The following is a 21,969-nucleotide window of genomic DNA, read 5'->3' on the forward strand; positions in this document are numbered from 1 at the left end:
CATGAGGGAGACGCTGGCACGCGGTGAGTGAGTACCGAACCGTCTTCCGCCTTTGCGGTCTTCTTACCGCCACATACGCGTGGGCCCCCACCGCCCGACGTGCGAGCCGCCGCGTTCACGGTGGCACCACCGCCGGTCCGGGTCTCGCCGGACGGGCACTCGGCGCCGGCCGCGGCCCCCGCCGGGGTAGCCGCCGGAGGCGACCGGAATGGCCACCTCGTTCTCCACGACGCGGGCGACGTCGTCGGCCTGCGCCACGGCGACCCGCCCCATCACCGGCGCCGCCGTCGCGGCGCCCACGGGGCCGGCCCTGGTCGCGTCCGGAACCCCTACGTCTCACCCCGGACCGCCCGCTCCAAACCGGAAACGCACGCCTTTCGCAGGTCCCTAACAAGGGCGTTCACGCCGGGCGGAGCCGTTATCCAGCCGTTACAAACGGTCATTTCGTACCCGTTTGCTGGCTTTTTTCGAGCCCCTCCGCTGCCTTTTCCGTACGCCGGACGGCTCGCGCGGCTATCACCCCCCACCGCCCCGCCGCAACCCCCCATCGCGAGGAAGTTCACCGACGTGCTCGGTAGCTTCGGCGCCCATGACCACAGCACACGCCACCACTTCGACCACCGGCCTGGACATCGGCCGGGCCGAGATCACGGACGGCGCCGACCTCTGGCGGATCGCCCGCGAGGCGGGAGGACTGGACGTCAACTCGCCCTACAGCTACCTGCTGTGGTGCCGGGACTTCGCCGGGACCACCGCCGTCGCCCGCGACGCGACCGGGCGCGCGGTCGGGTTCGTCACCGGCTACCTGCGGCCCGAGGCGCCGGGGACGCTCTTCGTCTGGCAGGTCGCCGTCGAGGGTTCGTATCGCGGAACCGGGGTAGCCGGAGCACTGCTCGACGCTCTGTCCGCCCGCGTGGCGGCCGAGCACGGGCTCGTCCGGATCGAGGCGACGGTCACACCGGGGAACGTGGCCTCCGACCGGATGTTCCGTTCGTTCGCGCGCCGGCACGGCGCCGGGGTGGCGCGGGAAGTCCTCTTCCCGTCGGCCGTGTTCCCCGGGCCGGCCGGTGCCGACGAGCCGCACGAGACCGCTCCCGCGTCGCACGAGCCCGAAGTGCTGTACAGCATCGGGCCCCTGACGCCCTGACAGCCGCCCGGACCCCCGGCCCTCCGAACCACCCACCCGCCACGTACCACCACCCTTGCGGAGCACGCGTGACCATCCTCACCACCCCCTTCACCACCCTCGCCCCGTCCGTCTTCGAGACCGTCGAGTCGGAGGTGCGCAGCTACTGCCGATCCTGGCCCGTGGTGTTCGAGCGGGCGAGCGGGAGCCGGCTGTACGACGAGCACGGGCGGCCCTTCCTCGACTTCTTCGCCGGCGCCGGATCGCTCAACTACGGCCACAACAACCCCGTACTGAAGCGGGCGCTGCTCGACTACCTCGCCTCCGACGGCGTGACGCACGGCCTCGACATGTCGACGACCGCCAAACGCGACTTCCTGGAGACCTTCCGCAGCACCGTCCTGGAGCCCCGCGCCCTGCCCTACAAGGTGATGTTCCCGGGCCCCACCGGCACCAACGCCGTCGAGGCGGCGCTCAAGCTCGCCCGCAAGGTCACCGGCCGGGAGACGGTGGTCTCCTTCACCAACGCCTTCCACGGCATGTCGCTCGGCTCGCTCGCCGTCACCGGCAACGCCGCCAAGCGGGCCGGTGCCGGGGTGTCCCTCCCGCATGCCACGCGCATGCCGTACGACCACTACCTGGGCGGGCGGACGCCGGACTTCCTGTGGTTCGAGCGGCTGCTCGACGACCCCGGGTCCGGCCTGGACCGCCCGGCGGCCGTGATCGTGGAGACGGTGCAGGGCGAGGGCGGGGTCAACGTCGCGCGCGCCGAGTGGCTGCGCGGGCTCGCGGAGCTGTGCCGGCGGCACGAGATGCTGCTGATCGTCGACGACGTGCAGATGGGCTGCGGCCGCACCGGTGACTTCTTCTCCTTCGAGGAGGCGGGCATCACGCCCGACATCGTCACCCTGTCGAAGTCCATCAGCGGCTACGGACTGCCCATGGCGCTGTGCCTCTTCCGCGCCGAGCTGGACCTGTGGCAGCCGGGCGAGCACAACGGCACCTTCCGCGGCAACAACCCGGCCTTCGTCACCGCGACCGCCGCCCTCGACGCGTACTGGCGCGACGGCGCCCTGCGCGAGCGCACCCTCGGCCGGGCCGAGCGGGTCGAGCGCGCCCTCACCGGCCTGTGCGGCGACGACGGGCGCACGGCCCGCTCCGTCCGGGGCCGCGGGCTCGTCTGGGGCCTGGAGTTCGCCGAACCGGCACGGGCCGCGGCCGTGTGCCGGCGGGCCTTCGAGCTCGGGCTGCTCCTGGAGACCTCGGGTCCGCACGACGAGGTGGTGAAACTGCTGCCGCCGCTCACCGCCACCGACGACGAACTCGACGAGGGGCTCGGCATCCTCGCCCGGGCCGTGCGCCACGCCGCCGCCGGCCGGTCCGCCGCCTGACACGAAAGGCAACAGCATGATCGTCCGTACCTTCGCCTCGCTCGACGGCACCGAGCGACACGTCCGCGCCGCCTCCGGCACCTGGGAGAGCAGGCGGATCGTCCTGGCCCGGGAGCGGGTCGGCTTCTCCCTGCACGAGACCGTCCTGTACGCCGGGACCGAGACGTCCATGTGGTACGCGAACCACGTGGAGGCCGTCGTCTGCGTCGAGGGCGAGGCCGAGCTCACCGACCACGAGACGGGCCTCACGTACACCATCGTGCCCGGAACGATGTACCTGCTCGACGGGCACGAGCGGCACACCCTCAAGGTCAGGCGCGACTTCCGGTGCCTGTGTGTCTTCAACCCGCCGGTCACCGGCCGCGAGGACCACGACGAGAACGGCGTGTACCCGCTGCTCACCGAGCCGGAGCCCGAGCCCGAGCACGAATCCGAGCCCTCGCCCAAGCCCTGACCCAGCCGACCCAGCCCACGAGAACGAGCACGAGGAAGGAAGGCAGTCCCACCCATGGCCTCCGCCCCCACCCGTCCCATCGACCTCTACCCCACCCGCGGCGCCGAGGAGGTGCTGATCGGCCGCAAGGACCCCGTCGTCTGGTCCGCCCCCGGCACCCCCGGCCCGTTCTGGGCGCGCGAGCTGGAGGCGTACGACCGCGACGGCTTCGTCACCGTCGAGGAGCTCGTCACACCCGACGAGGTCGCCGGGCTGCGCGCCGAGCTGGACCGGCTCGTCGCCGACCCCGCCGTGCGCGAGGACGAGCGGGCGATCGTCGAGCCGGCCTCGCGGGAGATCCGCTCGGTCTTCGAGGTGCACCGGATCAGCGAGGTCTTCGCCCGGCTCGCCGCCGAGCCCCGGGTCGCCGGGCGGGCCCGGCAGATCCTGGGTTCCGAGGTGTACGTCCACCAGTCGCGGGTCAACGTCAAGCCCGGCTTCGGCGCCAGCGGCTTCTACTGGCACTCGGACTTCGAGACCTGGCACGCCGAGGACGGGCTGCCGCAGATGCGCACCGTGTCGGTGTCGATCGCGCTCACCCCGAACCACGCCACCAACGGCAGCCTCATGATCATGCCGGGTTCGCACCGCACCTTCCTCGGCTGCGCCGGCGAGACCCCGAAGGACAACTACAAGCGGTCGCTGCAGATGCAGGACGCGGGGACGCCGTCGAACGAGGCGCTGACGACCTTCGCCGACGCCTGCGGGATCCGCCAGTTCACCGGGCCGGCCGGCTCGGCGACCTGGTTCGACTGCAACGCGCTGCACGGCTCGGGCGACAACATCACCCCGTACCCGCGCAGCAACGTCTTCTTCGTCTTCAACAGCGTGGAGAACCGGCCGGAGGCACCGTTCGCCGCACCGGTGCGGCGGCCGTCGTTCATCGCCTCGCGCGACTTCGAACCGGTCGGTTCCGCCGCCGGGTGACCTCCCCGGCCGGATTCACCGCCGGAGGCCCCGACCGGGGCTCCCGTCGCCGCCGTCCTGAAATCTCTCCACTCCCGGAAGGACCCTCATGTCCCGTGCCCTGCGCCCCGATCGGCTCGACCGGCTCGACCGGCTCGACCGGCGAGGTTTTCTCACCCTGGCCTCCGCCTGCGGGGTCGCCGGAGTGCTGACCGCCTGCAGCCGTACCGAGGTGGGCACGGGTGCCCCGAAGGAGGACGCCGGGCTGCTCGCGAAGCTGCGCGAGCAGGGCTTCGTGCGGGTCGGTTTCGCCGGTGAGGCGCCGTACGGCTTCCAGGACGGCGACGACCTCGCCGGCGAGGCGCCGACGCTGCACCGGGAGGTGTTCCGTGCGCTCGGGGTGCGCGAACTGCGGCCGACGCTCACCGAGTTCGGCTCGCTGATACCCGGGCTGCTGGCCGGCCGGTTCGACGTCGTGAGCGCGGGCATGTCGATCACGCCCGAGCGGTGCGCCAAGGTGATCTTCTCCGAGCCCGAATTCGTCTCGCCCACCGCCCTGATGGTCCCGAAGGGCAATCCGAAGCGCCTGACCGACCTCTCGTCCTGCGCGCGGGCGGGGGCGACGGTGGGCGTGCTGACCGCCGCCGTGGAGGCTTCGTACGCGAAGGCCGCGGGCGTCCCCGACGGGTCGGTGAAGACGCTGGCCAAGCAGCAGGACGGTCTCGACGCGCTGCTCGCCGGACGCGTCGACGCCTTCGCGCTCACCGGGATCTCGCTGCGCTGGCTGGCCCGGACGAACCGGGGCGCGGCGGTGGAGGTGGCCACCCCCTTCGTGCCCGTCGTGGACGGTGTGAAGCAGTGGAGCGCGGGCGGAGCGGTGTTCCGGCCGGGAGCGCGGTCGCTGCGGGACGCGTTCGACCGCGAGCTCGCGAGGATCACCGGTGATCCGGGGCGCTATGTGGGTCTGATCGGGCGCTACGGCTTCACCAAGCAGGAGGCGCCGCCCCGGTCGCTGCGCACCGCGGACCTGTGCGCGGGCAAGGGGCCGGCGTGAGCGACTTCCTGCCGGCTCTCCGGCGGGCGCTGCCGCGGCTCGGCGAGGGGCTGCTCGTGACGCTGGAGGCGACGCTGCTCGGGGCGGCCCTCGCGCTGGTCCTGGCGTACGCGCTGGGGCTGATGTCCGGCTCGCGGCGGCTGCCGGTGCGCGCCGCGGCCCGCACGGTCGTCGAGTTCTTCCGGGGCACCTCGCTGTACGTGCAGCTGTTCTGGCTGTTCTTCGCGCTGCCGATGCTGGGCTTCCGGCTCGAACCGCTGGCCTGCGGCGTGGTGGCGCTGGGGCTCAACTTCGGTGCGTACGGGGCCGAGGTGGTCCGGGGCGCGGTCGCGGCCGTGCCCCGGGCGCAGCAGGAGGCGGCGGTCGCCCTCGGCATGGGGCCGTGGCTGCGGCTGCGGCGGGTGGTGCTGCCGCAGGCGCACGCGCTGATGGTGGCGCCGTTCAAGAACCTGCTGGTGCAACTGCTCAAGGCGACGCCGCTGCTCTCGCTGGTCACGGTGCCCGATCTGACCTTCGAGCTGGACCAGTTGCGGTCGGCGACGGGTGACACGGCTGCGGCGTATCTGGTGCTGCTCGCGGTCTACGGGGTCCTGGCCGGAGCGGTGAGCCTGCTGATGAACGCGCTGGAGCGGGCCGCGCGGGCCCGGCTCGGCGGACTCGACGGCCCGGGCGGGCTCGGCGGTCCCGGCAGTCCGGGCGGTCCGGGCAGTCCCGGCAGGCTCGCCGGTGCCGGCAGGCTCGCCGATGCCGGCAGGCTCGGCGGGCTCGGCGGGCTTCGGACGGGAGGTGGCCGGTGATGTGGGACGGGGAGGCGGCCTGGGCCGCGCTGCCGGTCGTCCTGAAGGGTTTCGGTGTCACGCTCGTCGCGACCGTGCTCGGCTTCGCGGTGGCGGCGCTGCTCGGGCTCGCGCTCGCGCTCGTGGGGCGCGCCGCGCCCCGCTGGGTGGCGCTGCCGGTGACCGGCGCGGCCGCGTTCGTCCGGTCGACGCCGCTGCTCGTGCAGCTGTTCGCGGCCTGGGTGCTCGTCCCCGGCCTGGACGCCCCCGTCCTGGGCGTCCTGGTCCTCGGGGTGCACTACGCGGCGTACCTGGCCGAGGTGTACCGGGCCGGCATCGATTCCGTACCGCGCGGGCAGTGGGAGGCGTGCACGGCGCTGTCCCTGCCGCGGCGGCGGGTGTGGCGGGCCGTGGTGCTGCCGCAGGCGGTGCGCAACGTGCTGCCGCCCCTGGGCAACTACGCGGTCTCGATGTTCAAGGAGACGCCACTGCTGTCCGTCATCACGGTGCACGAGATGGTGCACGAGGCGAACACCTTCGGCAGCACGCACTTCGCCTATCTGGAGAGTTTCACCCTGGCCGGCGCGGTGTTCCTGCTCGCGAGCTGGCCGACGTCCGTGCTCGTACGACGACTGGAGGCACGCCTTGCCCATTGAGAAGACGGAAGCCGGGGCCCGGCCTGCGGAGGCGGTGTCCGGGACGGCGCCCGGGACGCCCCCCGAGGCGGTGCGGTTCGAGCGGGTGACCAAGCGGTACGGCGATCAGGTCGTGCTCGACCGTCTCGACCTGGCGGTCGGGCGCGGCGAGCGGGTGACGCTGATCGGCCCGAGCGGTTCCGGCAAGACGACCATCCTGCGGCTGCTCATGACCCTGGAGCGGGTCTCGGACGGCGTCATCCACGTGGCCGGGCAGCCCTACTCGCACATGCCGGGCGGCGGGACGGGCTCCGGAACGGACGGCAGCGCGGACAGCGCGGCAGGCGGGGCGCTGGTGCCGGCGAGCGAGCGGTATCTCGCCCGGCGGCGGCGCGGGATCGGCATGGTCTTCCAGCACTTCAACCTGTTCCCGCACATGACGGTGGAGCAGAACATCGTCGAGGCTCCGGTGCACGTGCTCGGCGAGAGCCGTGAGGAGGCGCACGAGCGGGCCCGCGAACTGCTCGGCCTGGTCGGCCTCGCCGACAAGGCCGGCGCCCGGCCGACCCGGCTGTCCGGCGGTCAGCAGCAGCGGGTGGCGATCGCCCGCGCCCTCGCGATGCGGCCGGAGATCCTGCTGCTCGACGAGGTGACCTCGGCGCTCGATCCGGAGCTGGTGGCGGAGGTCCTGGACGTGCTGCGGGACATCGCGCGGGACACGGACATCACCCTGCTGTGCGTGACGCACGAGATGGGCTTCGCACGGGACGTCTCCGACCGGATCCTGATGTTCGACCGCGGGTCGGTGGTGGAGTCGGGTCCGGCAGCCCGACTGCTCGACGCCCCGGCCCACGAGCGGACCCGGGCGTTCCTGAGCTCCGTGCGCTGAGAGCCCGCCCCGAGACACTCCAGGGCCGAACCCGGACCGAACCCGGACCGAACCCGAGCCGGGCCCTGACTCGAACGTCTACCGTCCGTTCCTGTGCACGAAAGGATGAATGCGGACCGACGTCGGCGTTTCGCGTGCGGACCGGCGCCACCCTGCTGACGTGCGTAAGGAGCGCGAGATCACGGTGCCGCGGCAATGGCGGCCGGTGGCGGTGGGGAAGACGGTGGGGCCCGGCCGTCAGGCCGGGCGGGGACATCCGGCGCGGCCGCCGTCGGCGGTGCGGCGGGTGAGCGTCCGGGACCGGTTGCGGTACTGGGTGGACCGGGCCGTGGTGAGAGGAATGACCGCGCTCGTCGGCTGGCTGGCGCTCGTCTGCCTGGCGGTCGTGGCGCCCGCGAGCACGCTGCTCGTGTGGACCGACACGCGGGCGCCGGTCACTCTCGGGGGCAAGGCGGCGGCGGTGTGGCGCAGCGTCGGACAGACGCTGCGGCTCGGCGGCGAGGTCGGACCGCCGCTGCGGATCGCGCTCTCGTTACTGCTGGCGCTGGTGGCCCTGCTGTACGTGTCCACGCTCGTCGGCATCATCACGACCGCGCTCACCGACCGGCTGACGGAGCTTCAGCGCGGCCACTCCACCGTGGTGGAGGAGGGCCACACGGTCGTGCTCGGCTGGTCCGAGCAGGCCCCGACGGTCGTCGCCGAGCTGGTCGCCGCCCATGCGCAGCGCCGGAGCGGCGCCGTCGCGGTCCTCGCGGAGCGGGACACCACCGACATGGAGGAGGAGCTGCGCGCCGGCCTGCCGGGCGGCTCCCGCCGGGTCCGCGCCAGGACCCGGACCCGGCTGCTGTGCCGGAGCGGACGCCCCGCCGATCCGGTGGCGCTCGCCCGGGTCGGGCCCGCCACGGCCGGCGCGGTGGTGGTCCTGCCACCGGACGGCCCCGACAGTGGCGCGCAGGTGGTCAAGGCGCTGCTCGCACTGCGGGCCGCGCTGGGCGACGGGCGTACGGTCCGGGTGGTCGCGGCGGTCCGCGACGGCCGCTACCGGGCCGCCGCCGCGCTCGCCGGCGGCCCCGGTGCCACGGTCCTCGACGTGGACGACATCGCGGCCCGCCTGCTCGTCCAGTGCGTCCACCGGCCGGGCCTCGCGCTCGTCCTGGAGGACCTGCTCGACTTCGCGGGCGCCGAGCTGCACACCCTCCACGAACCAGGGCTCGCCGGACTCCGGTTCGGCACGCTGCGGTCCCGCTGCGCCGACGCGTGCGCGGTGGGGATCGTACGGGGCGACGGCACGCTCGTCCTCAATCCGCCGCCGGAGACGGAGCTGGGCCCCGGCGACGGCCTCGTCGTGGTCGCCGAGGACGGGCGCGCGCGGGCGCTCGGCGGCGAGGTGCCGGCGGTCGACGCCACGGTGATCGCGGCCGGTGCGCCACCGTGTGCACCCCGCCCGTACCGCGTGGTGATGCTCGGCTGGAACCGTCGCGCCGCGCGGGTGGTGGAGCTGCTGGTACGAGGCGGCGCACCCGGGTCGACCGTGGACGTGGTCGCGGTGGAGGCGCCCGAGGAGGGCGTGCCGGTGCTGTTCCACCGCGACGATCCGCTGACGGACGCGGCGGTCCGCCGCGTCGACGGCCGCTACGACCAGGTGATCGTCCTCGGGCCGGACCGCACACCGGGTGCCGAGGAGCCGGACGACCGGACCCTGGTCACGCTCCTCCACCTGCGGGCCCGCGAGGCCGAGACCGGCCGCGCGCTCCCGCTGGTCGCCGAGCTGGCCGACGCCCGCAACCGCGCCATCGCGCCCGTCGGCCCCGGCGCGGACGTGGTCGTGAGCGGGCGGCTCGTCGGGCTGCTGATGGCCCAGATCTCCCAGAACGGCCACCTCGCGGCCGCGTTCGAGGAGCTGTTCGCGGCGGGCGGCGCCTCCGTACGGCTGCGGCCGGCGGGCGACTTCGTCCTGGACGGTGCCGAGGCGTCGTTCGCGACGGTCGTGGCGGCGGCGGGCCGGCAGGGCGCGTGCGCGATCGGCTACCGCTCGGCGGCGGCCGAGGTACGCCTCAACCCGCCGAAGCGAGCGGTGCGGTGCTGGGGTGACGGCGACGAGGTGATCGTGATCGAAGCGGAGCCGGAGGCGGACGAACCCTGATGACGAGTTCTCGACAGGGAGTGGTGGCTTCCGCATCGGGCCGGGCCAGGCGGGCAGAACGCGGAGGACGCATGACAAGCGGGCGACGACGTGAGGAGCATCCATGACGACGTGGCCGCCGGCCGAAGAGCCGGTCTTCACCGCCGACTTCGACTCACGGGAGCAGTGGACCGCGGGCCGCTCCTGGGCCTATCCGGGCGGCGGCCCGGTCAACCCGGGTGACAACAAACTCGACTACCTGACGGCTGATCCCGCTTACACCCGCGGCGGCGTCTTCCGCGCGACCCGCCGCCGGGACGGCAAGTGGGACACGGGGCTCCTGACGACCGAGGGCGCCCCCGGAGGCTTCGAACTGCGCGCCGGCGACACACTGGAGGCGCGGGTCCGGCTGCCCGAGGAGATGGGCGCCTGGCCGGCGATCTGGACCTGGCGGGACGGCGGGAACGAGGTCGACGTCTTCGAGTACCACCCCGACAACCCGGACCTCCTCGAACTCTCCAACCACGTCCGCGGCACCTACCACTACCACCGCTCCCCCACCGTGAGCCCAGGCGCCTGGATCCGGCTGCGCACGGAGTTCGGGGCCCGCTCGGTGACCTGGTGGCTCGACGACACCGAGATCTTCACCGACAACCGCGGCGTCGGCCGGGGCTGGCGCGCCGACCTCATCGTCAACCTGTCGGTGTGCGCGGGCCGCTACCACCCGGCGCCGCCCCCGGAGGCGGAGGAGATGTCGTACGAGGTGGGCGAGCTGCGCGTGTACCGGTCGGCGGGCGGAGGCTGGCCGGGCTGGCCGGCCTGACGGCCCGGTCAACCGATGTGCAGGGCCACGCCGCAGACGCCGTGGTTGTTGCGGACCGCGGCGCGCCAGACGCGCAGGGGGCCGTCGAGGACGCTCTCCTCGCCGGCGGTGTAGTCGAGCCAGTCCTGGTCCTCGGCCGCGGCGCGCTCGGCCGGGGTGAAGGTGAGGGCCGCCTCGACGTCGGGAAGGGCATGGCGGGTCTCGGCGGCGGTGAGGAGGAAGTTGCCGCACCAGCCGGGCAGGAGGGCGGCGCGGGCCGGGCCTATGGAGTGGAAGAGGGAGGAGACCGCGTACTCCTTGGACTGCACCGAGACGAAGAGGCCGTCGAGGTCCTGACCGTCCCAGAGGTCGTCGACGACGTAGAAGTACGGGTCGGTGATGCCCTCGCAGAGCTCGTCGACGTGACGGCCGGGAGCGGTCAGGGCGCGGAACGCGTCGATCGCGTCGCGCCGGGTCGGGTGCCCGTACCAGGCTCGGTGGTCCGGAAGCGGGGCCCGCCGCCACGCCTCCCAGCGCTCCCGCGCGCCGGGCGTGGTGCGGTCGGCCGCCATCGCCGGCAGCAGCAGCGGCGCGTGCTGCGCGATGACCGTGTCGGGGTGGCTGCTGATCCCCCAGGCGCTCGTGAATCCCATGTCACGGACGCTATCGCCCGCCACTGACAGTGGTCGGGCGTCACCACCAGTAAGTGGGGTACTTCGGGGCGCCGCGGCGGATGCGGGAGACGGCGAACTCCATCACGACGAGCACCAGTGTGGCGCCGAAGAGCAGCGGGACGAAGCGGGCCGGGGCGGGCGACTGGAGGACGACGACCACGGCCGTGGCGCAGGCAGGCGAGTGCGGGGTGCGGGCGAGGTGGGTCAGGGCGAGGGTGACGCCGGCGGCGACGGCCGCGGCCCAGGCACTGGCGCCGGCCAGTGCCAGGGTGGCGTAGCCCGCGGCGGCGGCCAAGAGGTGGCCGATGACGACGCTGCGCGGCTGGGAGAGCGGCGCGGTCGGGGCGCCGTGGACGAGGGCGGCGCTCGCGGCCAGCGGGGGTATGAGGACCGGTTCGTGAATGGCCGCGCCGATGGCGACGAGACCGAGGAGGACGACCGTGACGGCGCTCACGCTGTGGAAGGCGGCCGCCGGCGCCGGGCGGGCCGGGGCGCGGCCGGCCTTCCGGGGCTTGGGCGTGGTCTCGGCCGTGGCGGCGGACGTGGCGGTCTCGGGGGCTGCGGTGTCGGTGCTCATGGTGAGGTGAAGTGTTTCCGGAGGCAGGGGATCGGGAGGGCAGGCGTACGGACCCTGTGATCGACAGTCGGCCCGCCCTTGCGCCCACGCCTGCGCCGCCCGGATGGGGGCGGCGCGACCACGGTTGATTGTATACAAAACGTTGAACCGCGGACGAGTGGGGTCGGTCACCAGCTCGGACGAGGTGTCAGACGCCGCTGCCATAATCCGGACATGATCAAGGACGACGCGATCCGTCATGTGCCGGAACTGGGGATGGTGGTGATCCCACCGGGCGATCCCAAGGTCTCGGTGGCGTTCGCCGTTTTCGACGACTCGCTCGCCGCCCTGCGCGCCTTCGTCCTCGGTCGTCTCAAGGAGCGCGGATCCGAAGCCGGGTCCGGGTCCGGGTCCCGGTCCGGGGCGAGGGTGCCGGTCGTCGTGGGGCTCACCCCGCGGCCCGACAACGCCCACAACCCCCGGGCTCTGTCGGTCACCGCGCCGCCGGCCGTCGGCGGCACGCCGCACGAGCGGCACCTGGGGTACGTGTACGACAGCTTCCTGCACTTCCACGGCGCGGAGATCCACCGCCTCGCCGAGACTTCGCCGGTACCCGTCGGCTGCCATGGCTGGATCGAGCTCGACCCGATCGGCGAGGACGAGTTCGAGGACGAAGACGAGAACGAGGACGAGGGCGGTGGCCGCGCGGCGGACCGGGCGCCGGACCGGCGCCGCCCGTTCACCCGGGCCGAACAGCTGGCCGCCGGGCACTGGATCGGAGGCGTACGGCTCAACCTGCCCGACCAGGAGACGCTGCGCGCCCTCGTCGACGCCTTCGACGCCTCGGCGCTGCCCGGCGCGGCACCCGATGAGCCGGCTCCGGTCGTCGCCGGACCTCCTGCCGACGACCTCCCGGCCCGGGACGCGGAGGCGGAGCAGCGAGTGCCGGCCTGGGCGCGGTACCGGGCGCTGCCGCACGACTACGAGGGGCTGCGCGCGATCAGCCGCACCGTCCACGGTCGTACGTCGGTGCTCGTCGTCGACCGCGCGGGGCTCCAGGCGGGTGAGTTCCACCTGCCGGACGGCCCGCTCACGCTGCTCGACGAGCGGGCCCGCCCGGAGGCCGTGGCCGCGCTGCGCCGTCACGGCGTCCGGCTTCCCGGGGCGCCGCTCCCGGACGGCTCCCCGGCCGACTCCTCGGGCGGCTTCCCGGACGCCTTCCCGGACGGCTTCCCCGACGCGACGGTCTCGGTGGGCGAGGTCTGGTCACTGCGCCTGGTCGAGGACGCGGTCGCGCTGCGCGATCTGCCGGAGGCGGGCACGTACGACCCGGGGACGGGGACGCTCACCGTGTACGCCCACGCCTACGCGGAGCCGATGACCGCGCTCGTACGACGGCACGGCGGCGTCCCGCGGACCGTGGTGCGCCGTGCGCCGGACCGGGACACGGCCGAGCACAACCGCCGGGCCGGGCTGCCCGCGGCACAGGCCGGTCCGCTGCGCTCCACGGCCCGGCTCACCGGGCGGGCCCTCGGCCTGATACCGGAGCGGCACCGGCCGTGGCTGGGCGCCCGAAGGGTGACCCCTGGGTCGCGGCCGGCCGCGACGGCGGGCGCCGACAACCCGTACTACGTGCGCGAGCTGACGGCGATGTTCGGCCTGGCCGAGGAGCCGCGGCGGGCGGCGGAGTGCCGGCTGTGCGGCGCCCCGGCCCTGGAGGCCGGGGCGCCTGGTCAGGGGCTCGCGTACTGCTTCGGCTGCTGCCGGCTGGCCCAGCGCGGGGTCATCCGCGACAACGGGACGGACGGGCCGTGGACGGACGCCGTCATCCACGCCGTGCGCCGGCTGGTCGAGATCGAGTTCTCCGGGCCGCCGTCGCTCGCGCAGCTCGGACGGGTGTCGGTGACCGATCCGGAGGTCGCCGACGAGGCGATGCTGTGCCGGTTCCTGATACCTCGGCCGTTCGCCCGGGTGACGACGGCCCGCCCGGCCCGGCCGACGCGGACCTGGACGGAGTGGCTGCGGCTCGCCGGGGTGCTCGACGGCGGGCTGCGCCGGTCGATGGGCACGGTCACCGTGGCGAGCGACGGGCACCTGTGCCGTTCGCTGTTCGAGCGGCACGTCGACGACTTCTTCCACCACTGGGGCGTGGCGCACGAGCCGGAGCCGCACTATCCACGGCACCCCGAACTGAACACGACGGGCCTGCGCGCCGACTGGCTGCTCGGCGACGGCACGTACGTCGAGGCGCTCGGCCTCATGGAACAGGAGCGGTACGCGGAGAAGGCACGGCGCAAGGCCGAGCTGGCCCGCGTGTCGGGCATCCGGCTGGTCACGGTGACGGCCGGAGACCTGGACCGGCTGCCGGAGATCTTCGCGCCCTGGCTGCCCGGCCGGGCCGGCGCACGTCCTGTGGGAGGGTGAGCCCGTGACCTCGACGCCGGACACCGACAACACCGAAAACACCCACGACGCCGCCGACACCCAGGACGCCCGCGGCGCCCACCGGACGACCCCGCGGACGGCCCGGACGGCCCCGCAGACGGCCCCGCAGACGGCCCCGCAGACGGCCCCGCGAACGACTCCGGGCGGCGGCCGGGTCCTGCTCGGCTGCATGGGCCTGGGCGGGAGCTGGGACCCCAGCCCCTATTCCGCCGCCGACGTCGACGCCGCCGAGGCGGCGGTCGAGGCCGCCCTGGACAGCGGCATCACCGCCTTCGACCACGCGGACATCTACCGGCACGGCAAGGCGGAGGCCGTCTTCGGCGAGGTCCTCGCCCGCACACCGGGGCTGCGCGAGCGGATCACCCTCCAGTCGAAGTGCGGGATCCGGCTCGCCGACGGTGACCGGCCCGGCCTCTACGACCTGCGCGGGGCCGGCATCGTGCGCCGGGTCGAGGAGAGCCTCACCCGGCTGCGCACCGACTTCCTCGACGTGCTCCTGCTGCACCGGCCCGACCCGCTCGCCGACCCGGCGGACGTCGCCGAGGCCCTGGAGTCGCTCCACCGCCAGGGGCTCGTACGACGGTTCGGCGTCTCCAACATGAACGCACCCCAGATCGCCCGGCTGCAGGCCCACCTCTCGCTGCCCCTCGTCGCGAACCAGCTGGAGCTGAGCCTGCTGCGCCGGGACTGGCTGGAGGACGGTGTCCTCGTCAACACGGCCGCGGCCGCCGCCGTGGGCTTCCCCGTCGGCACGGTCGAGCACTGCATGGCCCACGGCATCGGTCTCCAGGCATGGGCCCCGCTGGCCCAGGGCCGCTACACCGGGCGTCAGGAGACGGCGGACGAGCACGCCACGGCGGCGCTCGTCGCCGACCTCGCGAAGGAGAAGGGCACCACTCCGGAGACGATCGTGCTGTGGTGGCTCCAGCGCCACCCCGCCCGCATCGCCCCGGTCATCGGCACGAGCCGTCCCGAGCGCATCCGCGCCTGCCGGGACGCCGCCGTCGCCGCCCCGGACCTCGGGCACGAGGAGTGGTACCACCTGTGGATCACGGCGCGCGGCGCGGCCCTGCCGTGACGGACGGCAGGAGCGGCCGCGTCCCGGCCGGGAACCCGGGACGCGGCCGGACCGTTGGCGAAGCCAGGACCGGAAACGAGCCAGGGACGGGAGCCCGCCAGAAGATGAACGACGCGCAGCACGCCCAGGCGTGCTCCTTCGCCCAGCTCGCCGGGGATCCCGACTCCCCCGTGCTGCTCCACGTCCCGCACTCCTCCCGGGTGGTGCCCCCGGAGGTGCGCGCGGGCATCGTGCTCGGCGACGCGGAGCTGGAGCGCGAGCTCGACCACATCACCGACGCGCACACGGAGGAGATCGCGGCCGTGGCGGCGGCGTCGGCTGGCGTGGCCCCCTGGCGGTTCGTCAACCGGCTGTCGCGGCTGGTGGTCGACCCCGAGCGGTTCCCGGACGAGCGGGAGGAGATGCTGACGGTCGGGATGGGCGCGGTGTACACGCGGACCACGCACCGCGCCGAGCTGCGGCCGGCCGGCTTCGACCCCGTACCGCTCGTCGGCCGCTACTTCACGCCGTACGCCGAGGCCATGACCCGGGCCGTGGACGAGCGGCTCGCGGCGGTGGGGCGCGTGGTGATCGTGGACGTCCACTCGTACCCGACGGCGCCGCTCCCGTACGAGCTGCACGGCGACGGCCGCCGTCCGCCGGTCTGCCTGGGCACGGACGCCTTCCACACGCCGGCTCCGCTGCTCGCTGCGGCGCGGCGGGCGTTCGCCGGCTTCGGTGGGGTGGGGACGGACAGCCCGTTCGCCGGGACGTACGTGCCGCTGGCGCACTACGGGAAGGACCCGCGGGTCACGGCGCTGATGGTGGAGATCCGTCGCGACCTGTACATGACCGAGCCCGGAGGCCCCGCCGGGCCGGGGGCGCGGGCCCTGGGCTGCGCCCTGGCCGCCCTCGTCGACGCCGTTTCCTGAGGCATTGCGTTTCCTGAGGCACCGCGCGCCGGAGCCCCCGCGCGTAAAATGGGGCAGATGAGCGCACTGCGGTACGAGCTGGTGTTCTCCGGTGGGACGGGCGAGACCCGGGACGCCGTGGTGGTCGAGCGGACCTCGGCCACGGGTCCCGGCGGGCACCCGGTCTACGCCGATGTGACGGGCATCATCCGCGCCGAGATCAGCGACCGGGCGGAGGTGCGCATCCTCGCCTCGGGCGGCCACCAGGACGCCCCGCAGCGAGTGGTGGCCAGACGGCTTCCGGAGGCCCCGGGCGCGGCCGGCGCGGACGTCGCCTAAGCTTCCCGGATGACCACGATCGACCCCTCTTCCGAGCAGTCCGACCCGCGCTACGTCCGGGTCACCATCGAGCTCGTCGCCGAGATCACCGACGAGCAGGCCCTCAAGGCCGCCGCCCTGGAGCAGGTGCGGAACGACGAGTACCTGGACGACGCCGAGCGCACCCAGTCCGTCGAGGCGATCGAGCTGGACCCGTCCGGCTCCCTCGCCCACTTCATCGACCCGATCGAGCTGCTCGGCGACGTCCCCGGCGTCGAGCTGACCTCGGCCACCTGGGAGTCCGCCCACACCGAGTACGACCCGGACGAGGAGACCTGGGAAGAGCACTCCGTGGAGGACTGACCCCCGCTCTCCCTCCCCCTTCCCGATCGCCTTCCGCCGCGCGGCGCTCGACCGGAGCACCGCGCGGCTGGTAGGAGATCCCTGCACAGTACGTCGGGGCAAGGGGGCACGAAATGAAGCCGCTGGAGGCAGGGGATCCGGCATCGGTCGGAGACGGCCGGTACCAACTGGTCGGACGGCTCGGCCAGGGCGGCATGGGGGTGGTGTACCTGGGCCGCTCCCGGTCCGGCCGGGCGGTGGCGGTCAAGGTCGTACGGCCCGAGCTGGGCACTGACCCCGAGTTCCGGCGCCGCTTCGCCCGTGAGGTGGCGGCGGCCCGGCAGGTCGGCGGCTTCCACACGGCCCCCGTGGTCGACGCGGACCCGGACGGGCAGCCGGCCTGGCTGGTCACCGCGTACGTTCCCGGGCCCACGCTGCGGACCGTCCTCGACCAGGTCGGGGCGCTGCCCGCCGACAGTCTCACCCTCCTCGCCGCCGGCCTCGCGGAGGCGCTGGAGTCCATCCACCGGGCCGGCGTGGTCCATCGCGACCTCAAGCCCGCCAACATCATCGCCGCCGAGGACGGGCCGCGCGTCATCGACTTCGGCATCGCCCGGGCGCTCGACGGCACCACGGCGCTCACCCGCACCGGCTTCCAGGTCGGCACGCCGGGCTATCTCGCACCCGAGCAGCTCACCGGCGGCACGATCACGCCGGCCGTCGACATGTTCGCGCTGGGCGTCGTGCTCTGCCAGGCGGCGGGCGGCGCGCCCTTCGGCGACGGCTCGTCGGCGAGCTGGCTCTACCGGGTCGTCCACGAGGAGCCAGAACTCACCCCCGTCCCCGTCGCACTGCGCGGACTCGTCGCCGCGTGCCTGGCCAAGGCCCCGGAGCAGCGGCCCACGCCCTCGGCACTGCTCGACGCGCTGACGGTGCGACACCGGCCGGACGGCGGCTGGCTGCCGGACGAGGCGACGGTGCTGCTGGCGGCGGCCCGGGAGCACCCGACGACCGAGGCCGTACGGGAGGAGCCGGCCGGGGACGCGCCCACGGAGAGAGACGAGCACGTGCCGACGGCCACGGCAGTGCCGGGGACGACGCCGAGCGCCGCGTCGCCCCCGGCTGAACCGACGGCCTCCCGGCAGACGCCCGGGCCGACGCCCTCCCGGGAGACGACCGGACCGACGCCCTCCCGGGAGACGACCGGACCGACGCCCGTACCGGTGACGACACCCGTCACCGCCTCGCACACGGCCGAACCGACGGCCCCGGCCATCCCCGGCTCCGCTTCCACCGCTCGGCGCTCGCGCCGCCGCCGTACGGCCGTGGGCGCGGCGCTCGTCGTGTGCGCGGCCGTCGCCGGCCTCCTCGTCTGGCAGCCCTGGCAGTCGGAGACGCCGGGCGGCGGGGCGAAGGGTGGGGCAAAGACCGGGGGCGGTCCGACGGTCGCCACGCCCGCCCCGTTCCCGACCGCTCCCCTGCTGATCCGTCAGGACACCGCGCCCGGCTGGCCGCAGCGCTGCCACGGCGTGATCGCGATCCGTCCGGCGGGCTCGGACACTCCGCGCCGGCTGATCACGGACGGCACCTGCGACATGCTGCCGCAGTGGGCGCCGGACCGGGAGTCGTTCGCGTTCACGCGCCGCACGTCCGAGGAGACGGCGGTGTGGACGGCGCGGGCCGACGGCTCGGATGCCCGGCGGATCGCCGCGATCGCGGGCGGGCGGGTGTCGTGGTCGCCGGACGGCACCCGACTCGCCGTACTGCGCAAGGTGGACGGCGTACAGCAGCTGTTCGAGGTGACGGTGGCCGACGGCTCGGCCCGGCAGCTCACGCATGGGACCGGCCGGGTGGAGGATCCGGCGTGGTCCCCGGACGGCAAGCGCATCGCGGTGTGCCTGGAGGCGTCCCAGCAGGGCAACTGGCAGATCTACACCGTGGATCCCTCCGCGCCGGACCGCGAACCCGTACAGCTGACCAGCCTGCCGCACCCGGCCCTCGACCCCGTCTGGTCCCCCGACGGCCGGACCTTCGCCTACACCGCCGGCAGCTACCAGCGGATCACCACCAGGGGCGACATCCACCTCGTCCGCACCGACGGCACCGGCGACCGGCCGCTGGTGGAGACCGCCGCCCACGAGATGGACCCGAACTGGTCGGCGGACGGCACCTGGCTGTCCTTCGTCCGCGGCCCGTACGAGAAGCCGGTCATCTGGGCGATCCGGGCGGACGGCACGGACGAGCGGCGGCTCACGACCGGTGACGTACCGGAGGGACACCCGGCCTGGCGGTGACGTCCCGCCGCATCACCCGGTTGATCACCTCGGAGAGGGACGCGACAGCACACGCACCGGCGGCGGGACGGGGCAAAGCCCGTACCGCCGCTGGTGTCGCTCTAGCTGCCGCTGTCGTGCCGGGCCGGCGTCAGCTGGTGATGGAGTAGGGGTCCCCGTAGACGCTCCAGTAGAGCGGTGTGTTGAGGTCGTAGTTGTTCTCGTTGAGGAAGCGGCGCTGGGCCGTGCTCACGCGGGTGGTGTCGCTGTGGGCCTCCTCCTTGCGCATCTCCTCCTCGCGGGCGTCGAGGAAGGCGTTGAGGTACGTCTTCTCGTTGCCGCCGCGTGACGGCGGGGTCGCCCGGGACATGGCGACCGCGCGGATGGAACGGAAGCCGTCCTCGCCGTGCATCACGGCGGCGTCGTAGTACGCGAACTGGCCGAGCGCGCGCAGGCCGTCGGACTTGGCCTGGGAGACGGCGGGGTTGAAGTAGACCCGGTCGCGCTCCTCCTCCTGTGTCTGCTGGAAGACGGAGTCCCGCGCGGCCTGCCGCCAGGCGGCCGGGAAGCCGGGGTCGAGGCCCTCGTGGGAGTCCGTGCCGTTGACCTTGCGCAGGGCGGGCAGGTAGGGGGCGAGCGGGTTGCCCGGCTTCTTGGCGGTGTAGCGCTCGACCAGGTCCAGCATGTCGCCGGTGCCGGAGCAGAAGCCGATGATGCCGGCGGTGTAGCCGCGGCCGTCCTTGATGTCCTCGATGTAGGCGAACTGGGCGCGCCAGTCGAGGGAGGAGTTCTCGAAGGAGGACACCAGTTTCATGGCGATCTCCTTCTTGCGGGGGTCGTCGAGGTTGGTGCCGGTGGTCGGTGGCGGGGTGGTGGAGCCGGTGCCGTACGCCTCGACCTCGTAGAGGGAGTAGCCGTACGGCGTGCCGCGCTGGGTGCCGAAGACGCGCAGGTAGCGTCCGCTGCCGTCGACGGCGAGGTCGTCGGTGCCGCCGTCGCCGGTGCTCGTCGAGTAGAGCCGGCGCCAGGTGGAACCGTCGTCGGAGACCTCGACGCGGTACGCCGCGGCGTAGGCCGCCTCCCACTTGAGCACGACCCGCTTGACGGCGGTGCCCGCGCCGAGGTCGATCCGTATCCACTGGTTGTCGACGCCTTCGGCGCTGGCCCAGCGGGTGGTGGTGGAGCCGTCGACGGCCTTCGCGCCGGTCAGCGTGCTGCTCTCGGTCGACGAGGTGGTGACGGCCCGGCCCTGGGCGAGGTTGCCGGCCGCAGCGGTGGCGGACGTGAGGCCGGCCAGGCCGGGGAGCAGAAGCCCGGTCGCCGCGGCGGCGACGAGGGCGGCGGTGCGGTGGCGCCGGAGTGCGTTGATGGTGGGGGGCATGTCACTCCTTGATCTCGGGTTCTCGTTCTCGGTTCTGGCTCTCTGCGGTCTCGTTCTCGGGTTGTCGTTCCGCGGGTAACGGTTAGCCGATTAATAGGAAAGCTTCCTAACTGTCGGCGAGAGGTGAGCGTAGGGGGAGCCCTCCGAGGGGCGCAAGGGGGTGGACCGCAAAGGGAGTTGGAGGACCGTCGGATCACGCCGCACGCAGAGGAGGCGGAAGCGCGCCATGTCGCCGCGCTCGAAGCGGAATTGGCCGAGCAGGGCCGGTAGGGTCCTCGCGGGGCATCGAAGCGACAGTGGGGGTCGGATGAAACGCGCCGTCGTCATGGGCGGCAGCTACGCGGGGCTGTTCGCCGCGCGGGTGCTGAGCGAGTACGCCGAGGAGGTCGTCGTCCTCGATGCCGACGACACCATCGGCGCGGACGGAATGGGGACGCGGGCCCCGCAGCGGCGCCAGTTGCACGCGCTGCTCGCCATGGGGCGCAGTCAGCTGGAACGCTGGTTCCCCGGAATCACCGAAGAGCTCCTCGCGGGCGGCGCGCTGCTCGGCGAGGGCGACGACGTGCGGTTCTACATGGACGGGCGGCTCAAGGCGCCCGCCGCGGGGACCCGGATGCTGGGTGCCACGCGGCCGTTCCTGGAGGCCGCGGTACGCCGCCGGGTGGCCGGGGCGGCGAACGTGCGCCTGGTGACCGGGCAGGCCGCCGGGCTCGTCATCGAGCGCGGCCGCGTCCGCGGGGTGACCACGGCGGACGGCGAGGTGTTCGACACCGAGTTCGCCGTCGACGCGACGGGCCGCTCAAGCCGGCTCGGCAACTGGCTGGAACAGGACGGCTGGGAGCGGGCGCCGGTCGCCCGGATGCGGATCGACCTCGGCTACGCCACGGGCACCTTCCGGCGCGGCGACGAGCTGGGCAGCACCGTCGTCGTCCACGGCAGCCCCGGACCGGCGAGCGGCTACCGGCCGACGGTGACGGAAGCCGGCGGGCTCGTCGCCGTCGAGGGCGACCGCTGGTCGGTGGTCCTGGCCGGCTACGCGGGCGACCGGCCGGGGCGGGACACGGAGGAGTTCCGGGCCCGGATGCGCCGCTGCGTGGAGCCGCTGCGCACGGTCGCCGACACGTGCGAGATGACGGGCGCGGTGGAGACGTTCCACGTCGCCGAGAGCCTGCGGCGCGACTACCTGCGCCTCGGCCGCTTCCCGGGCGGCCTCGTGGTGGCCGGGGACGCGCTCGCCGCGGTGAACCCGGTGTACGGGCAAGGGCTCACGCTGTCCGCCCTGCAGGCCAACTCCCTGGCCGCGTATCTGCGTTCGGGCGCGGCGCCCCAGGACCCGGCATGGGGCTACTTCCGGCGCGCGGCTACCGTCGTCGACGCGGCCTGGCAGCTGTCGACCACCGCCGACCTGGCCCAGCCGCACGTCGACGGCCCCTACCCGCCCGGCTACCCGCTGATCCGGTGGGTCGGCGACCGGATCACGGAGGCCTCGATCGTGGACGCCGCCGTGAACACCACGTACACCAACGTGTTGAACATGGTCGAGCATCCGCGCGCGCTGACCCGCCCCGCGCTGCTGCTGCGCGCGGCCCGGGTCCTGCTCGCCGGAGCCGGCCGGGGGTGAGCGCGCGTCGCCGTAGGTGACCGGGGCACCGGCCGCGATACGGGGCCGGTCTGCCCAGGTGCCGCCCGGCTCGGCGACAGGCGGCCGATACCGATCGAGACCGTCCAGGCCCGGGAGCGGACGCCCCTGGTGTGGCACATCTTCGCGACGCCGAACGGCAGCCCGTACCGCCAGACCTTCGTCCTCACCGGCGTGCT

General features: G+C 73.9%; 20 protein-coding genes. 17 read left to right on the forward strand and 3 right to left on the reverse strand.

Features of this window, described 5'->3' with window-relative positions:
* Positions 1-589: 589 nt before the first annotated feature.
* The 10 genes from ectA (at position 590) to ACWEV0_RS32015 (ending at position 10,215) form a co-directional block, all read left to right on the forward strand.
* Entirely contained in the window at positions 590-1,147 is a 558-nt protein-coding gene (gene ectA / locus ACWEV0_RS31970) for a diaminobutyrate acetyltransferase (RefSeq protein ID WP_453153199.1), read from the forward strand.
* A 74-nt stretch (positions 1,148-1,221) separates the two neighbouring features.
* Positions 1,222-2,517, forward strand: coding sequence for a diaminobutyrate--2-oxoglutarate transaminase (gene ectB / locus ACWEV0_RS31975; protein WP_453153223.1), 1,296 nt, complete (start codon positions 1,222-1,224; stop codon positions 2,515-2,517).
* Positions 2,518-2,533: 16 nt separating this feature from the next.
* Complete coding sequence (locus tag ACWEV0_RS31980; RefSeq protein WP_453153201.1) at positions 2,534-2,971, forward strand: ectoine synthase; 438 nt, start codon at positions 2,534-2,536, stop codon at positions 2,969-2,971.
* Between the two features lie 54 nt (positions 2,972-3,025).
* On the forward strand, positions 3,026-3,937 hold the full coding sequence (thpD, locus tag ACWEV0_RS31985; protein ID WP_453153202.1) for an ectoine hydroxylase: 912 nt from the start codon (positions 3,026-3,028) through the stop codon (positions 3,935-3,937).
* An 88-nt stretch (positions 3,938-4,025) separates the two neighbouring features.
* The gene (gene ehuB, locus ACWEV0_RS31990; protein ID WP_453153203.1) at positions 4,026-4,970 is read left to right on the forward strand and encodes an ectoine/hydroxyectoine ABC transporter substrate-binding protein EhuB; all 945 of its coding nucleotides are present in this window, start codon (positions 4,026-4,028) and stop codon (positions 4,968-4,970) included.
* The gene (gene ehuC / locus ACWEV0_RS31995; RefSeq protein ID WP_453153204.1) at positions 4,967-5,767 is read left to right on the forward strand and encodes an ectoine/hydroxyectoine ABC transporter permease subunit EhuC; all 801 of its coding nucleotides are present in this window, start codon (positions 4,967-4,969) and stop codon (positions 5,765-5,767) included. Before ehuB ends, ehuC begins: the two co-directional genes overlap by 4 nt.
* Positions 5,767-6,402, forward strand: coding sequence for an ectoine/hydroxyectoine ABC transporter permease subunit EhuD (gene ehuD / locus ACWEV0_RS32000; RefSeq protein WP_453153205.1), 636 nt, complete (start codon positions 5,767-5,769; stop codon positions 6,400-6,402). Before ehuC ends, ehuD begins: the two co-directional genes overlap by 1 nt.
* The gene (ehuA, locus tag ACWEV0_RS32005) at positions 6,392-7,270 is read left to right on the forward strand and encodes an ectoine/hydroxyectoine ABC transporter ATP-binding protein EhuA (protein ID WP_453153207.1); all 879 of its coding nucleotides are present in this window, start codon (positions 6,392-6,394) and stop codon (positions 7,268-7,270) included. The genes ehuD and ehuA overlap by 11 nt, the downstream gene beginning before the upstream one ends.
* Before the next feature lie 160 nt (positions 7,271-7,430).
* Positions 7,431-9,413 carry a CASTOR/POLLUX-related putative ion channel gene (locus ACWEV0_RS32010; RefSeq protein ID WP_453153208.1) on the forward strand — a complete coding sequence of 661 codons (1,983 nt, stop codon included), beginning with the start codon at positions 7,431-7,433 and terminating at the stop codon, positions 9,411-9,413.
* Between the two features lie 103 nt (positions 9,414-9,516).
* A complete protein-coding gene (locus tag ACWEV0_RS32015) occupies positions 9,517-10,215 on the forward strand; it encodes a beta-glucanase (protein ID WP_453153209.1) in 699 nt (232 codons plus the stop codon).
* Between the two features lie 8 nt (positions 10,216-10,223).
* Here the strand turns inward: ACWEV0_RS32015 and ACWEV0_RS32020 are convergent, their stop codons facing one another.
* On the reverse strand, positions 10,224-10,847 hold the full coding sequence (locus ACWEV0_RS32020; protein WP_453153210.1) for a hypothetical protein: 624 nt from the start codon (positions 10,845-10,847) through the stop codon (positions 10,224-10,226).
* 40 nt (positions 10,848-10,887) lie between these two features.
* On the reverse strand, positions 10,888-11,445 hold the full coding sequence (locus ACWEV0_RS32025) for an HPP family protein (RefSeq protein ID WP_453153211.1): 558 nt from the start codon (positions 11,443-11,445) through the stop codon (positions 10,888-10,890).
* 213 nt (positions 11,446-11,658) lie between these two features.
* Here ACWEV0_RS32025 and ACWEV0_RS32030 point away from each other — a divergent pair, with 213 nt between their 5' ends.
* From ACWEV0_RS32030 to ACWEV0_RS32055, 6 genes are all read left to right on the forward strand, one after another.
* A complete protein-coding gene (locus ACWEV0_RS32030; RefSeq protein ID WP_453153212.1) occupies positions 11,659-13,848 on the forward strand; it encodes a hypothetical protein in 2,190 nt (729 codons plus the stop codon).
* A 4-nt stretch (positions 13,849-13,852) separates the two neighbouring features.
* Positions 13,853-14,947: an aldo/keto reductase gene (locus ACWEV0_RS32035; RefSeq protein WP_453153213.1), complete on the forward strand. Its 1,095-nt coding sequence runs from the start codon at positions 13,853-13,855 to the stop codon at positions 14,945-14,947.
* 104 nt (positions 14,948-15,051) lie between these two features.
* Positions 15,052-15,858 carry an N-formylglutamate amidohydrolase gene (locus tag ACWEV0_RS32040; protein WP_453153214.1) on the forward strand — a complete coding sequence of 269 codons (807 nt, stop codon included), beginning with the start codon at positions 15,052-15,054 and terminating at the stop codon, positions 15,856-15,858.
* 57 nt (positions 15,859-15,915) lie between these two features.
* Positions 15,916-16,176, forward strand: a complete 261-nt coding sequence (locus ACWEV0_RS32045) for a DUF6296 family protein (protein ID WP_453153216.1) — start codon at positions 15,916-15,918, stop codon at positions 16,174-16,176.
* 9 nt (positions 16,177-16,185) lie between these two features.
* Positions 16,186-16,518 (forward strand): hypothetical protein, encoded by a 333-nt coding sequence (locus tag ACWEV0_RS32050; RefSeq protein ID WP_453153217.1) that lies wholly within the window; start codon positions 16,186-16,188, stop codon positions 16,516-16,518.
* 113 nt (positions 16,519-16,631) lie between these two features.
* Entirely contained in the window at positions 16,632-18,791 is a 2,160-nt protein-coding gene (locus ACWEV0_RS32055; protein ID WP_453153219.1) for a protein kinase domain-containing protein, read from the forward strand.
* A gap of 130 nt (positions 18,792-18,921) precedes the next feature.
* Here the strand turns inward: ACWEV0_RS32055 and ACWEV0_RS32060 are convergent, their stop codons facing one another.
* Positions 18,922-20,151, reverse strand: a complete 1,230-nt coding sequence (locus ACWEV0_RS32060; RefSeq protein ID WP_453153221.1) for a chitosanase — start codon at positions 20,149-20,151, stop codon at positions 18,922-18,924.
* A gap of 307 nt (positions 20,152-20,458) precedes the next feature.
* Here ACWEV0_RS32060 and ACWEV0_RS32065 point away from each other — a divergent pair, with 307 nt between their 5' ends.
* Complete coding sequence (locus ACWEV0_RS32065) at positions 20,459-21,772, forward strand: FAD-dependent oxidoreductase (RefSeq protein ID WP_453153222.1); 1,314 nt, start codon at positions 20,459-20,461, stop codon at positions 21,770-21,772.
* Positions 21,773-21,969 lie beyond the last annotated feature (197 nt).

It is taken from the genome of Streptomyces sp. NPDC003943, assembly GCF_053605265.1.

Bases quoted from the DNA above. Each gene is read 5' to 3' on its own strand.
- ectA (WP_453153199.1), top strand. From the start codon at position 590: ATGACCACAGCACACGCCACCACTTCGACCACCGGCCTGGACATCGGC.
- ACWEV0_RS31980 (WP_453153201.1), top strand. From the start codon at position 2,534: ATGATCGTCCGTACCTTCGCCTCGCTCGACGGCACCGAGCGACACGTC.
- thpD (WP_453153202.1), top strand. From the start codon at position 3,026: ATGGCCTCCGCCCCCACCCGTCCCATCGACCTCTACCCCACCCGCGGC.
- ehuB (WP_453153203.1), top strand. From the start codon at position 4,026: ATGTCCCGTGCCCTGCGCCCCGATCGGCTCGACCGGCTCGACCGGCTC.
- ehuD (WP_453153205.1), top strand. From the start codon at position 5,767: ATGTGGGACGGGGAGGCGGCCTGGGCCGCGCTGCCGGTCGTCCTGAAG.
- ACWEV0_RS32015 (WP_453153209.1), top strand. From the start codon at position 9,517: ATGACGACGTGGCCGCCGGCCGAAGAGCCGGTCTTCACCGCCGACTTC.
- ACWEV0_RS32020 (WP_453153210.1), bottom strand. From the start codon at position 10,847: ATGGGATTCACGAGCGCCTGGGGGATCAGCAGCCACCCCGACACGGTC.
- ACWEV0_RS32025 (WP_453153211.1), bottom strand. From the start codon at position 11,445: ATGAGCACCGACACCGCAGCCCCCGAGACCGCCACGTCCGCCGCCACG.
- ACWEV0_RS32030 (WP_453153212.1), top strand. From the start codon at position 11,659: ATGATCAAGGACGACGCGATCCGTCATGTGCCGGAACTGGGGATGGTG.
- ACWEV0_RS32040 (WP_453153214.1), top strand. From the start codon at position 15,052: ATGAACGACGCGCAGCACGCCCAGGCGTGCTCCTTCGCCCAGCTCGCC.
- ACWEV0_RS32045 (WP_453153216.1), top strand. From the start codon at position 15,916: ATGAGCGCACTGCGGTACGAGCTGGTGTTCTCCGGTGGGACGGGCGAG.
- ACWEV0_RS32050 (WP_453153217.1), top strand. From the start codon at position 16,186: ATGACCACGATCGACCCCTCTTCCGAGCAGTCCGACCCGCGCTACGTC.
- ACWEV0_RS32055 (WP_453153219.1), top strand. From the start codon at position 16,632: ATGAAGCCGCTGGAGGCAGGGGATCCGGCATCGGTCGGAGACGGCCGG.
- ACWEV0_RS32060 (WP_453153221.1), bottom strand. From the start codon at position 20,151: ATGCCCCCCACCATCAACGCACTCCGGCGCCACCGCACCGCCGCCCTC.
- ACWEV0_RS32065 (WP_453153222.1), top strand. From the start codon at position 20,459: ATGAAACGCGCCGTCGTCATGGGCGGCAGCTACGCGGGGCTGTTCGCC.